The organism is Streptomyces sp. NPDC052043 (assembly GCF_044548235.1).
Classification (GTDB): domain Bacteria; phylum Actinomycetota; class Actinomycetes; order Streptomycetales; family Streptomycetaceae; genus Streptomyces.
On record NZ_JBIUBT010000009.1, the window covers coordinates 114,245 to 127,298 of the forward strand.

Here is a 13,054-nt window from a genome sequence, read left to right on the forward strand (position 1 = left end):
TCGTCGCGCGCCGGGCGGAAGAGGCGTCACGACGCCGGGATCACCGCCGACACGCGGAAGCCGCCCGCGTCCGTCGGCCCCGACACGAACACACCGCCCAGCGCGACGACCCGCTCCCGCATCCCGAGCAGTCCGTTCCCGCCCGACGGCAGCCCCGCCGCGGAGGCCGAGGCGAGCTCGGGCGGCGGCTCGTTCTCCACCTGCATCGCGATCTCCGACGACCGGTGCGCCAGCCGCACGTACGTCTTCGCCCCCGCCGCGTGCTTGTGGACGTTCGTCAGCGCCTCCTGCACCACGCGGTACGCCGTCTGCTCGACCTCGGCCGCGTACGAGCGGGCCGTGCCCTGCACCGAGAGGTCCACGACCATCCCGGCGGCCGCGGACTGCCCGACCAGTTCGTCCAGCTCCGACAGGCACGGCCCCTCGGGTGCGCCGCCCGCGGCCCGCGAGGCCGCGGCCGCCGCGGCGGCCCCCACCGCGGCGAGCGGCACGGCGTTGGGCGCCCGGGACGCGCCCTGCTCCGGCGCCTCCGCCTGCGACGGCACCCGGGCCTGGGCCTGAACCTGGGCCTGGGCGGGCCCCTCCGTGCTGCGCAGCACGCCGAGCATCTCCCGCAGCTCGGTCAGCGCCTGCCGCCCCATGTCCCCCACCAGGGCCGCGTTCTTCACCGCCTTCTCCGGATCCTTGCGGGCCACGGCCTGCAGGGCGGCGGCATGGACCACCATCAGACTCACCCGGTGCGCGACCACGTCGTGCATCTCCCGCGCGATCCGGGTGCGCTCCTCGTTGCGGGCCCACTCGGCCCGCTCCTCCGCCCGCTCCGCAAGCAGCTGCAACTCCCGCTCGAGGCTGTCCGCCCGCTCCCGCAGGCTCTCCATCAGCCGCCGCCGGGCCCCGACGTACAGGCCGAGAAGAAGAGGAGGGGCCGTCAACCCGAGCGAGGTGGTCACCGCGGCGAACGGCACGAACCAGTTACCGAGGGTCAGATCCCCGCGCGCCATGTCCTGGCGCACCCGCACGAACGTCACGATCATCGTCCCGACCAGGGACATCCCGGCCAACGCGGCGATCACCCGGCGCGGCAACTCGCACGACGCCAGGGTGTACAGCCCGACGATGCCCATCAGGAAGCCCATCTGGGCCGGCGTGACGGCGATCGCCACCAGCACCACGGCGATCGGCCACCGCCGCCGGACGAGCAGCACGGACCCGGTCAGCACGCCGAACACGATGCCCAGCGACGCCGGGATCCCCGCGTCCCGGGCGAACGGCACGCCCTCGGCCCCGCACTCCAGGGCGGACACCAACGCGAGCCCCCCGTCGAGCGCCGCGCTGCGCCAGCGCGCCCACCACCATGGCGGCCCGGTCGGGACCGCCTCGTGGTCTTCCCCCGTCGTGGTCATGGCCCCCAGCCTACGGGCGCCGGCCCGGGCATTTCCGGTGAGTTCCGGGGACCGGACAGCAGCACACTCCGTAATCGAATAGCAGCTGAACCAGCCGGTATCCCTCGAACTGCTGAACCATGTCCCGTTCGATCCCGGAAGCGGACCTTCCCTCCGGATCGCGGGCTCGTCGCGGGGGCCGGCGGAACGGAATCGTGGCCCGGACCCGGACACGTCTCCGGTAAGGTCTGAAGCGCTGTCCCCCGTGGTGTAACTGGCAGCACACTGGTTTTTGGTACCAGCAGGACAAGGTTCGAATCCTTGCGGGGGAGCTTCGGCACACACGGTCCTGCTCCGGGTCCCGCCCCCACGGGCCGGGACCCGCTCTCGTAGTCGCCCACAACCACCCCGGTATCCTGCGGATGTCCACCCCCACCCATCCACAGCCGAAGGGCATCCCGTGAGCGCCATTCGCCCGGCAGCCGTCGTCGTTCTCGCAGCGGGTGAGGGCACCCGTATGAAGTCGGCCACACCCAAGGTTCTGCATGAGATCTGCGGCCGGTCACTGGTGGGTCATGTGCTCGCCGCCGCACGCGAGTTGCAGCCGGAGAACCTCGTCGTGGTGGTCGGGCACGCGCGGGAGCGGGTGACCGAGCACCTGGCCGAGGTCGACTCCGCGGTCCGCACCGCCGTGCAGGAGAAGCAGAAGGGCACCGGGCACGCGGTCCGGATGGGGCTCGAGGAGCTCGGCGGGCCCGTCGACGGGACCGTGATCGTCGTCTGCGGTGACACCCCCCTCCTCACCGGTGAGACCCTCCAGCGACTCGCCACCGCGCACCAGGAGGGCGGCAACGCCGTCACCGTGCTCACCGCCGAGGTGCCGGACGCCACCGGTTACGGCCGGATCGTGCGCGACGCCGGTACGGACGCGGTGACCGCGATCGTCGAGCACAAGGACGCCACCGAGGCCCAGCGGGCGATCCGGGAGATCAACTCCGGGGTGTTCGCGTTCGACGGGCGGCTGCTCGCCGACGCGCTGGGGAAGGTCCGGACGAACAACAGCCAGCACGAGGAGTACCTCACGGACGTCCTCGGCATCCTGCGCGAGGCCGGGCACCGGGTCGGCGCCTGCGTGGCCGGCGACCACCGGGAGATCGCCGGGATCAACAACCGGGTGCAGCTGGCCGAGGCGCGGCGGATCCTCAACGACCGTCTGCTGACCCACGCGATGCTCGCGGGTGTCACGGTCGTCGACCCCGCGACCACCTGGATCGACGTGACGGTGACGTTCGAGCAGGACGTCGTCGTGCACCCGGGCACGCAGCTGCACGGGACGACCCGCCTCGGTGAGGGCTGCGAGGTGGGCCCCAACAGCCGGCTGACGAACACCCGGGTCGGCGCGGGGGCGCGGGTGGACAACACGGTGTCCGACGGCGCCGTGGTGGGCCCGCAGGCCTCCGTGGGGCCGTACGCGTACCTGCGGCCGGGCACGCGGCTCGGCGTGAAGTCCAAGGTGGGTACGTACGTCGAGACGAAGAACGCCTCGATCGGCGAGGGGACCAAGGTTCCCCACCTGTCGTACGTCGGCGACGCCACCATCGGCGAGTACACGAACATCGGCGCGGCGAGCGTGTTCGTGAACTACGACGGGGAGAACAAGCACCACACGACGGTCGGCTCGCACTGCAAGACCGGTTCGGACAACATGTTTGTGGCTCCTGTCACGATCGGGGACGGCGCCTACACCGCCGCCGGGTCCGTGATCACGAAGAACGTGCCGCCCGGTTCGCTGGCCGTGGCCCGCGGCCAGCAGCGGAATATCGAGGGTTGGGTGGCCCGCAAGCGTCCGGGAAGCTCGGCGGCCAAGGCGGCTGAGGCGGTATCCGGACAGCCGGAGGGCGAAGCCTGACCGGAAACCGGCACGCCAAAGACGGCGTACCGTGATAAGTGCACACGTCCCCACCACGCTCCACCACGCTGCGAACACCCGCTGAGGAGACACTGTTGTGACCGGGATCAAGACGACCGGCGAGAAGAAGATGATGTTCTTCTCCGGCCGCGCCCACCCCGAGCTTGCCGAGGAAATCGCCCACGAGTTGGGTGTCGGGGTCGTCCCGACGAAGGCGTTCGACTTCGCGAACGGCGAGATCTACGTGCGGTATCAGGAGTCGGCCCGCGGCGCGGACTGCTTCCTGATCCAGAGCCACACCGCTCCGATCAACAAGTGGATCATGGAGCAGCTGATCATGATCGACGCCCTGAAGCGCGCGTCGGCCCGCTCCATCACGGTCATCGTGCCGTTCTACGGTTACGCGCGGCAGGACAAGAAGCACCGGGGACGTGAACCGATCTCGGCGCGCCTGATCGCGGATCTGATGAAGACCGCGGGTGCCGACCGCATCCTGACCGTGGATCTGCACACGGACCAGATCCAGGGCTTCTTCGACGGGCCGGTGGACCACCTGTTCGCGCTGCCGCTGCTGGCGGACTACGTGGGCAACAAGGTGGACCGTTCGAAGCTGACGGTGGTGTCCCCGGACGCCGGCCGCGTGCGGGTGGCCGACCGCTGGTGCGACCGGCTGGGCGCGCCGCTGGCGATCGTGCACAAGCGGCGTGACAAGGACGTGGCGAACCAGGTCACGGTCCACGAGGTCGTCGGCGACGTGAAGGGCCGCATCTGCGTCCTGGTGGACGACATGATCGACACCGGTGGCACGATCTGCGCCGCGGCGGACGCCCTGTTCGCGCACGGCGCGGAGGACGTGATCGTGACCGCGACGCACGGGGTGCTGTCGGGTCCGGCGGCGGACCGGCTGAAGAACTCCAAGGTGAGCGAGTTCGTGTTCACCGACACACTGCCGACGCCGAACGAGCTGGAACTGGACAAGATCACGGTGCTGTCCATCGCGCCGACGATCGCGCGTGCGGTGCGCGAGGTGTTCGAGGACGGCTCGGTGACGAGCCTGTTCGACGAGCAGTAGGGATCAGACCCCAGATCGTTTTGGGTCCGGCCTCCCGGTCCGAGTAGACTGCCCCAGTTGCTCGGCGAGGGAGGCCGTACTCGTTCTCGTGGTACGGCGATCCGTTATCGACGCGCTCTTCGTAGCAGGCCGTTCGTGGCCGGGTGACCCCGACCGTTTTCCGTGTACTTCTACGAGGAGTGAAGAGCATGTCCGAGGTGAAGCTCGCCGCCGAGACGCGTACCGAGTTCGGCAAGGGTGCCGCGCGCCGTATCCGCCGTGAGGACAAGGTTCCCGGTGTGCTGTACGAGCACGGCATGGTGCCGATCCACCTGACGCTGCCGGGTCACGAGCTGCTGATGGCGCTGCGTACGCCGAACGTCCTGCTGTCGCTGGACATCGACGGCAAGAGCAACGAGCTGGCGATCCCGAAGGCCGTGCAGCGCGACCCGCTGAGGGGCCACCTGGTCCACGTGGACCTGCTGATGGTCAAGCGCGGCGAGCGCGTCGTCGTCGAGATCCCGGTCGTCGCCGAGGGCGAGCTGGCCCCGGGCGGCAACCTGCTGGAGCACGTCCTGACCGCGCTGCCGGTCGAGGCCGAGGCCACGCACATCCCGGACACCCTGCCCGTGTCCGTGGCCGGCCTGTCCGCCGGTGACGCGATCCTCGCCAAGGACATCAACCTGCCCAACGGCGTGAAGCTGGCCGTGGAGGAGGACGCCGCGGTGCTCCAGGTGCTGGCCGCGCAGGCCGAGGAGCCCACGGGCGAGGAAGGCGAAGAGGCCGCGCAGGCCTGAGCCCGACCGTCGTCGCCGCGCCGGCCGCCGCTTCCCTCGGGGGGCGGCGGCCGGCGCGTATGACGCGTAATGAGGAGACATGGACGTGACGACCTCCGCGAACGAGCCCTGGCTGATCGTCGGCCTCGGCAATCCCGGACCGGAGTACGCCATGAACCGGCACAACGTCGGGTTCATGGTGGTGGATCTGCTGGCCGACCGGATCGGGGGCCGGTTCAAGCGGGCGGGCAAGGCGCAGGCGCAGGTGGTGGAGGGGCGGATCGGTCCCCCCGGACCGGCGAGCCGCCGGGTGGTCCTGGTGAAGCCGATGTCGTTCATGAACCTGTCCGGCGGGCCGGTGAACGCGCTGCGCGACTTCTACAAGGTGCCGCTGTCGAACATCGTCGCGGTGCACGACGAGCTGGACATCGACTACGGCGTGCTGCGGCTGAAGCTGGGCGGTGGCGACAACGGCCACAACGGGCTGAAGTCGATGACGAAGGCGATGGGTCAGGACTACCACCGGGTGCGGTTCGGGATCGGACGCCCGCCGGGCCGTATGCAGGTGGCCGACTTCGTGCTGAAGGACTTCTCGGCCGCGGAGCGCAAGGAGCTGGACTACTTCGTGGACCGGGCGGCCGACTCGGTGGAGTGTCTGCTGGCGGAGGGTCTGGAGCGGGCGCAAAGCGCGTACAACTCCTGACTTGTCCCCCCACCGCACGCCCAGGAGTTGACCGGTCGTAGCGGCATGGCCAATGATCCCGGCCATGTCTGCCGCCACCGCCACTCGTTCCCGCCAGGCCTCCTTGGTCGCACTCCGGTTCGGACGGGTCGCGGCCATGGGCACGGTCGCGGTGCTGATCCTGATCGCCGGGGTGTGGGCCTCCTGGACCACCGCGCCGTACGTGATGCTCACCAAGGGACGCGAACAGGGCACCGTCGAGGTGACGCGATGCGACGGCGGCACCTGCACCGGGCCGTACACACCGGTCTCGACGGGGTCGACGGCCCGCGACCGGGTGGTGATCCACCACACCGCGGCGGTGCGCAAGGGGCAGACCTACAGCGTCGTCGTGAAGCCCGGGACGGACGAGGTGCTCCGCTCGGGCCCGGCCGGGATCCTGTACGCGTGGGCCCCGCTGGGCGGTGCGCTGCTGCTGGCCTCGGTGGTCGTGGCCGGCGGGCTGCGGCAGACCCGCGCGGCGTGGGTGCTGGCCGGGTCGGGGATCGCGCTGCTGACGGCGGCGTTCCTGGCGTTGTGAGCCGCCGGGCGTGAGGGTGCCCCCGGGGCCGTACGGACCTTCGTACGGCCCCGGGGGCACCTCCGCGCGGATCAGCCGGTGTTGCGCAGGCCGGCTGCCACGCCGTTGACCGTGAGCAGCAGGGCCCGGGCGAGCAGCGGGTCGGGGTCCTGGCCGGCCGCCGCCGCGTCACGCTGCCGCTTGAGCAGGGTGACCTGGAGGTAGGAGATCGGGTCGAGGTAGGCGTCGCGGATGGCGAAGGTCTGCCGGAGCACGGGCTGGGCGTCGAGGAGTTCGCTCTCGCCGGTGATGCGCAGCACCTCGCGCACGGTCAGCTCGTGCTCGGCCCGGATGGTGTCGAAGACGTGCGTGAGCTCGTCGGGCACGAGGGTGTCGACGTAGTGCTGGGCGATGCGCAGGTCGGTCTTGGCGAGGGTCATCTCGACGTTGGAGATGAAGTTGCGGAAGAAGTGCCACTGTCCGTGCATCTCGTCGAGCACGCTGTCGAGGCCCGCCTCGCGCAGCGCCTTCAGGCCGGAGCCCACACCGAACCAGCCGGGCACGATCTGCCGGGACTGGGTCCAGCCGAACACCCAGGGGATGGCGCGCAGTCCGTCGAGTCCGGCGCCGGAGTCCGGGCGGCGCGAGGGGCGCGAGCCCAGGTGCAGGTCGGCGAGCTGGTCCACGGGGGTGGAGGCGAAGAAGTACGCCGGCAGGTCGGGGTCCTCGACGAGCCTGCGGTAGGCGGCGTGGGCGGCGTTGGACACCACGTCCATCGCGGCGTCCCAGCGGGCCAGCGCCTCCACGGACTGGCGCGGGGCGGTGTGCAGGGCGGAGGCCTGGAGGGTCGCCGCGACCGTCAGTTCCAGGTTCTCCCGGGCCAGGGACGGGATCAGGTACTTGTCGGAGATGACCTCGCCCTGCTCGGTGACCTTGATCTCGCCCTCCAGCGTGCCCCAGGGCTGGGCGAGGATCGCGTCGTGGGTGGGGCCGCCGCCGCGGCCCACGGTGCCGCCGCGGCCGTGGAAGAGCCGCAGGCGTACGCCGTAGCGGTGGGCGACGTCGCGCAGGCGGCGCTGGGCGCGGTGGATCTCCCACTGGCTGGTGGTGATGCCGCCGAACTTGGAGGAGTCGGAGTAGCCGAGCATGACCTCCTGCACGTCGCCCCTGAGCGCGACCAGGCGCCGGTAGGACGGGTCGGAGAGCATGTCCTCCAGGATGGTGTCGGCGGCCTTGAGCTCGTCGGTGGTCTCCAGCAGCGGCACGATGCCGATCCGGGCCCAGCCGGCGTGCAGGTCGACGAGGCCGGCCTCGCGGGCCAGGACGGTGGCGGCGAAGACGTCGTCGGCGCCCTGGCACATGGAGATGATGTACGACTCGATCACCTCGGGCCCGAAGACGCTCAGGGCCCGCTTGACGGTCTCGAAGACCCCGAGGGTCTTGGCGCCCGCCGCGTCGACGGGGGCCGGGGTGGGGGCCAGCGGCCTCCTGGACCTCAGCTCCTTGGCGAGCAGCTTGGCGCGGTACTCGCGGGGCATGTCGGCGTAGCGCCAGGACTCCTCGCCGAGCCGGTCGAACAGTTGGCCGAGGGCGTGGTGGTGGGCGTCGGCGTGCTCGCGGACGTCCATGGTGGCCAGCTGGAGGCCGAAGGCGGCCAGGGTGCGGATGGTGCGGCCCAGCCGGCCGTCGGCGAACAGGCCGCCGCGGTTCTCGCGCAGCGAGGCCTGGATGATCCGCAGGTCGCGCAGGAGTTCGGCGGTGCCGAGGTAGTCGCGGCCGATCTCGTGCGGGGTGCCGGTGGCCAGGCGCTGCTTGGTGTTGACGAGCTTCTGGCGGATGCAGGTGGCCTTGAGCCGGTAGGGCTCCTCGGCGTTGAGCCGCTTGTAGCGGGGGCTGATCTCGGGCAGGTTCTCCAGGTCGGCCTGGAGCGACTGGAGCAGCTCGTCGGTGGCGCCGGTGTAGCGGATCGAGTTGGACAGGAAGCCGCGCAGCTCGTCGATCGTGTCGAGGGCGTCGTTGATGCCGTGCTCGTGCTGGAGGATCAGCACGTCCCAGGTGACCTCGGGCGTCACGTTGGGGTTGCCGTCGCGGTCGCCGCCGATCCAGGTGCCGAAGGTGAGGGGGCGGGTGTCGTCGGGCAGCCTGACGCCGACGCGCTCCAGTTCCGCGGTGAGGTCCTCCAGCACGTCGCCGACGGCGCCGGCGTGGAGTTCGTCGAGGTAGTAGATGGCGTTGCGGGACTCGTCGGCGGGTTCGGGGCGGACGACGCGGAGTTCGTCGGTCTGCCAGACGAGGTCGATGTTCTCCGCCAGCCGGGTGTCCAGGCGGCGGCGGTCGGACTCGACGACCGGGGCCTCCAGGAGCGTGGCGATGCGCCGGAGCTTGTTGAGCACCGAGCGGCGGGCGGCCTCGGTGGGGTGGGCGGTGAACACCGGGCGGACGTTGAGGTGCCGGACGGTCTCGCGCAGGTGTTCGGGGTCGGCGTCCTTGAGGCGGTCGGCGGTGCGGGCGAGCAGACCGCCCTCCGTGGCCCGCCGGGCGCGCAGTTCGCGTCCGCGGTGCACCTGTTCGGTGACGTTGGCCAGGTGGAAGTAGGTGGAGAAGGCGCGGACCAGCTTGGCCGCGGTGTCGAGTTCGGTGCCGCGCAGCAGTTCGGCGGCGGCCTCACCGTCCTCTCGGGTAAGGCGGCGGACCTTCTCGACCAGGTCGAGGAGCTCGGGGCCTTCCTGCCGTACCAGGGCCTCTCCGAGGAGGTCACCCAATCGGCGGATGTCGGCGCGCAGCTCGGCGCTGGTCGTCGTCTGGTCGTCGGCACTGCTCACAGGTGCGGCTCCTTGCGGGTTGAAGCACGACTGGGAGGGGAACCCGGACGGGTACCGCGCGGCTGCCGCCGCTTACGGGCCAGGTGTCCGGGAAGGAATTCTTCAGAGCGGACCGCGCTGTCCGACCGCCTCCAAGTCTAGGTGTCGCGGGGGACGCGCAGGCTAGGGGCTCTTGCCGCGGCGCGACGCGCTGCCATACTTACGACGCCGTAGGTTACGGAACCGTAGGGAGCTGACCGGTTCCCTGACCCGACAACCCGTCTCGACCCTCGACCCCACAGGGGACGCCCATGTCCACAAGCTCCGATGTGATCGACGACGCCCCGAAGGCGACCGACACCTCACTTCCCTCCGCCACCCTGGGAGGGGAGCAGAAGCGTTCGATCGAGCAGATCACGCTGCTGCTCTTCATCACCGTTCCGTTCCTGGCACTGCTCGCCGCGGTGCCGCTGGCATGGGGCTGGGGGGTGAGCTGGCTGGACCTCGGCCTGTTGGTCTTCTTCTACTTCCTCGGCTGCCACGGCATCACGATCGGTTTCCACCGGCACTTCACACATGGCTCGTTCAAGGCGAAGCGGCCCCTGAGGATCGCGCTGGCGATCGCGGGGTCGATGGCGGTCGAGGGACCCCTGGTCCGCTGGGTCGCCGACCACCGCAGGCACCACAAGTTCTCCGACCACGAGGGCGATCCGCACTCCCCGTGGCGGTACGGCGAGACGATTCCGGCGCTGCTGAAGGGCCTGTGGTGGGCCCATGTCGGCTGGATGTTCGACGAGGAGCAGACGCCGCAGGACAAGTACGCCCCGGACCTGATCAAGGACCGGACCCTGCGGACGGTCTCCCGCCAGTTCATCCTGTGGACGGCGCTGTCCCTGGCGCTGCCGCCGCTGATCGGCGGCCTGGTCACGATGTCGTGGTGGGGCGCGTTCACCGCGTTCTTCTGGGGCTCGCTGGTCAGGGTGGCGCTGCTGCACCACGTGACCTGGTCGATCAACTCCATCTGCCACGCGGTCGGCAAGCGCCCGTTCAAGTCGCGGGACCGCTCGGGCAACGTGTGGTGGCTGGCGATCCTGTCCTGCGGCGAGTCCTGGCACAACCTGCACCACGCCGACCCGACCTCGGCCCGGCACGGGGTGGAGCGCGGCCAGCTGGACTCCTCGGCCCGGATCATCCGCTGGTTCGAACAGCTCGGCTGGGCCTCCGACGTGCGCTGGCCGTCACGCTCGCGTATCGATTCCCGCCGCAACGACGGGGAGGGCGACTCCCGCCGCCGGAGGAAGACCGCCGAGGCGGCATGATTGACAGCGTGGCGACCGACTCCAGCACCCCCAGCAACGACAAGCCGCGGCGCACGCGCCGTACCCGTATGACCGGTGCCGAGCGCCGCCAGCAACTGCTGGAGATCGGTCGCACGCTGTTCGCGGCGAAGGGTTTCGAGGGCACCTCGGTGGAGGAGATCGCGGCCAAGGCCGGGGTCTCCAAGCCCGTGGTGTACGAGCACTTCGGCGGCAAGGAGGGCCTGTACGCGGTGGTGGTGGACCGCGAGATGCGGCGCCTGCTGGACATGGTGACCGGCTCGCTGACCGCCGGGCACCCCCGTGAGCTGTGCGAGCAGGCGGCCTTCGCCCTGCTGGACTACATCGAGGAGTACACGGACGGCTTCCGCATCCTGGTCCGCGACTCCCCCATCCCCCAGTCGACGGGTTCCTTCGCCTCCCTGATCTCCGACATCGCCACCCAGGTGGAGGACATCCTGGGCCGCGAGTTCAAGTCCCGCGGCTTCGACCCCAAGCTGGCCCCGCTGTACGCCCAGGCCCTGGTCGGCATGGTCGCCCTGACCGGCCAGTGGTGGCTGGACGTCCGCCGACCGAAGAAGGCGGAGGTCGCGGCCCACCTGGTGAACCTGGCCTGGCACGGCCTCGACGGCCTGGAGCCGCGGCCCCGGCTGATCGGGCACCGCAAGTGCTAGCGCCGGGGCCCTAGTGCTGTGACCGGGAAGTCCCGGCTGTGACCGGGGTGTCCTCGCCGAGCGGCTCGAGGAACTCCAGCCGGTTGCCGACCGGGTCGTCGGAGTAGAAGCGCCGGTGGCCCGGGAGGTTGTCGTCCCAGACGACCTGGGCGCCGTGCGCCGTGAGCCGGGCGGCGAAGGCCTCGATGGCCGTCACCCGCAGCCCCGGGTGGGCCTTCCTGGCGGGGCGGAAGTCCCGCTCGATGCCCAGGTGGAGCTGGACGGACCCGGCCTGGAACCAGCAGCCGCCGCGCGCGGCAAGGACCGGCGGCTTCGGGATCTCGGTCATGCCGAGCACACCGACGTAGTACGCCCGCAGAGCGTCCTCGGAACCGGGCGGGGCGGCGAGCTGGACGTGGTCGAGGGCGGCGAGCATGCTTCAGGCCTCCTTGGTGGCGACGGCGAAGATGCGGCGGAAGGGGAACGGGGTGCCGTGCAGGCCGGCCGGGTAGGCCTCCCGCAGGGCGGCGCGGTACTCGGTCAGGAACCCCTCGCGGGCCGCGGGGTCGTCGGCGAGGGCGGTGAGGACGGGCCGCAGCCCGGTGCCCTGCACCCAGTCCAGGACCGGGTCCTCGCCGGTCAGCAGGTGGATGTACGTGGTCTCCCAGACGTCGGCCGCGCAGCCGAGGCCGATCAGCCGCTCCAGGTAGGCCTCCGGGGCGAGCACCGCGTCCTCGTGGCGCAGGGTGTCCGCGAGCCGGTCGCGCCAGCGGGCGGAACCGGCGAGTTCGCGCATGAGCCGGTGGCTGGGGGCGGAGAAGTTGCCGGGGACCTGGAAGGCGAAGGTGCCGCCGGGGCGCAGCCCCGCCACCCAGGCGGCGAAACGGTCCGGATGTCCGGGCACCCACTGGAGCGTGGCGTTGCTGATGATCAGGTCGTACGGCTCGCCGGGTGTCCAGGTGCGGACGTCGGCGGAGGTGAAGTCGAGGCGCCCGCCGCCGGGAGTGGGGCCCTGATGGTCGACCACGGCCCTGTCGAGCATCGCCGGGGAGTTGTCGTAGCCGGTGATGTGCGCGGTGGGCCAGCGGTCGGCGAGCAGGGCGGTGACGTTGCCGGGGCCGCAGCCGAGGTCGGCGATGCGGGGCCGGCCGCCGCTGGGGCCTCCCCCGCCCGAACGCGGTCGAGAGCCTGGGGGAAGCGCGGGGACGCGGGCGAGGAGGTCGATGAAGGGGCGGGCCCGGTGGCCGGCGTGACGCAGGTACTGGGCGGGGTCCCAGGCGGGGCTGTGGACGGACATGGCGGCCTCCTGGAGGTGCGGGGAGTCGGCGGCGGCTGCGCTCACCACTCTCCCCCGCGATTTATCTCGACGTCAAGAGGCTTGATGCCAAGAGACTTCATGTCGACACAACCACTACACTGATCGTCATGGAGGACGAGGTCGATCGGCTGGTCGCAGCGTGGCGCCGGGAGCGTCCGGACCTCGACGTGGAACCGCTCGAGGTGCTCAGCCGGGTGAGCAGACTGGCCCGGCACCTGGACCGCGCACGCCGGCTTGCCTTCTCCGAGCACAGCCTGGAGCCCTGGGAGTTCGACGTCCTGACGGCGCTCAGGCGCGCGGGCTCGCCGTATCAGCTCTCCCCCGGACAGCTGCTGACCCAGACGCTGGTCACCTCGGGCACGATGACGAACCGCATCGACCGGCTGGCCAAGAAGGGCCTGGTGGAGCGCCTCCCCGACCCCAGCGACCGGCGCGGAGTGCTGGTCCGCCTGACAGACGAGGGCCGGGACCGCGCCGACCGGTCCCTGGCCGGTCTCCTGGACCAGGAGCGCGCACTGCTGGCCGAGCTGTCGTCCACACAACGCACCGAACTGGCCGGCCTGCTGCGCCAGCTGACCGCCCCGTTCGACAACATCCCCGGCTGAGC

At 71.0% G+C, this 13,054-nt stretch carries 12 protein-coding genes and 1 tRNA gene; 9 read left to right on the plus strand and 4 right to left on the minus strand.

Annotation, left to right across the window (positions count from 1 at the left end):
• Positions 1–26 precede the first annotated feature (26 nt).
• The gene (locus ACIHCX_RS22875) at positions 27–1,403 is read right to left on the minus strand and encodes a sensor histidine kinase (RefSeq protein WP_400032262.1); all 1,377 of its coding nucleotides are present in this window, start codon (positions 1,401–1,403) and stop codon (positions 27–29) included.
• 238 nt (positions 1,404–1,641) lie between these two features.
• On the opposite strand from ACIHCX_RS22875, the gene ACIHCX_RS22880 reads away from it, so the two are divergent.
• From ACIHCX_RS22880 to ACIHCX_RS22905, 6 genes are all read left to right on the plus strand, one after another.
• Positions 1,642–1,714 (plus strand) — tRNA-Gln (locus ACIHCX_RS22880).
• A 128-nt stretch (positions 1,715–1,842) separates the two neighbouring features.
• Positions 1,843–3,291 (plus strand): bifunctional UDP-N-acetylglucosamine diphosphorylase/glucosamine-1-phosphate N-acetyltransferase GlmU, encoded by a 1,449-nt coding sequence (gene glmU, locus ACIHCX_RS22885; RefSeq protein WP_400032264.1) that lies wholly within the window; start codon positions 1,843–1,845, stop codon positions 3,289–3,291.
• A gap of 97 nt (positions 3,292–3,388) precedes the next feature.
• Entirely contained in the window at positions 3,389–4,363 is a 975-nt protein-coding gene (locus ACIHCX_RS22890; RefSeq protein ID WP_225074797.1) for a ribose-phosphate diphosphokinase, read from the plus strand.
• Positions 4,364–4,551: 188 nt separating this feature from the next.
• A complete protein-coding gene (locus ACIHCX_RS22895; protein WP_400032267.1) occupies positions 4,552–5,139 on the plus strand; it encodes a 50S ribosomal protein L25/general stress protein Ctc in 588 nt (195 codons plus the stop codon).
• A gap of 79 nt (positions 5,140–5,218) precedes the next feature.
• Positions 5,219–5,821, plus strand: a complete 603-nt coding sequence (gene pth / locus ACIHCX_RS22900) for an aminoacyl-tRNA hydrolase (protein WP_400032269.1) — start codon at positions 5,219–5,221, stop codon at positions 5,819–5,821.
• A gap of 52 nt (positions 5,822–5,873) precedes the next feature.
• Positions 5,874–6,380, plus strand: a complete 507-nt coding sequence (locus ACIHCX_RS22905; RefSeq protein ID WP_400032271.1) for a hypothetical protein — start codon at positions 5,874–5,876, stop codon at positions 6,378–6,380.
• Between the two features lie 71 nt (positions 6,381–6,451).
• On the opposite strand, the gene ppc is transcribed toward ACIHCX_RS22905, so the two are convergent.
• On the minus strand, positions 6,452–9,181 hold the full coding sequence (gene ppc / locus ACIHCX_RS22910; protein WP_400032273.1) for a phosphoenolpyruvate carboxylase: 2,730 nt from the start codon (positions 9,179–9,181) through the stop codon (positions 6,452–6,454).
• 290 nt (positions 9,182–9,471) lie between these two features.
• Here ppc and ACIHCX_RS22915 point away from each other — a divergent pair, with 290 nt between their 5' ends.
• Together ACIHCX_RS22915 and ACIHCX_RS22920 are read left to right on the plus strand one after the other, a co-directional pair.
• Positions 9,472–10,479: an acyl-CoA desaturase gene (locus ACIHCX_RS22915; protein WP_400032275.1), complete on the plus strand. Its 1,008-nt coding sequence runs from the start codon at positions 9,472–9,474 to the stop codon at positions 10,477–10,479.
• On the plus strand, positions 10,476–11,150 hold the full coding sequence (locus tag ACIHCX_RS22920) for a TetR family transcriptional regulator (protein WP_400032277.1): 675 nt from the start codon (positions 10,476–10,478) through the stop codon (positions 11,148–11,150). Before ACIHCX_RS22915 ends, ACIHCX_RS22920 begins: the two co-directional genes overlap by 4 nt.
• Positions 11,151–11,160: 10 nt before the next feature.
• On the opposite strand, the gene ACIHCX_RS22925 is transcribed toward ACIHCX_RS22920, so the two are convergent.
• Together ACIHCX_RS22925 and ACIHCX_RS22930 are read right to left on the minus strand one after the other, a co-directional pair.
• The gene (locus ACIHCX_RS22925; RefSeq protein ID WP_400032279.1) at positions 11,161–11,565 is read right to left on the minus strand and encodes a VOC family protein; all 405 of its coding nucleotides are present in this window, start codon (positions 11,563–11,565) and stop codon (positions 11,161–11,163) included.
• Positions 11,566–11,568: 3 nt separating this feature from the next.
• Positions 11,569–12,426 carry a trans-aconitate 2-methyltransferase gene (locus tag ACIHCX_RS22930; RefSeq protein WP_400032739.1) on the minus strand — a complete coding sequence of 286 codons (858 nt, stop codon included), beginning with the start codon at positions 12,424–12,426 and terminating at the stop codon, positions 11,569–11,571.
• Positions 12,427–12,554: 128 nt separating this feature from the next.
• Here ACIHCX_RS22930 and tamR point away from each other — a divergent pair, with 128 nt between their 5' ends.
• Entirely contained in the window at positions 12,555–13,052 is a 498-nt protein-coding gene (gene tamR, locus ACIHCX_RS22935; RefSeq protein WP_400032281.1) for a MarR family transcriptional regulator TamR, read from the plus strand.
• The last annotated feature ends 2 nt before the right edge of the window (positions 13,053–13,054 follow it).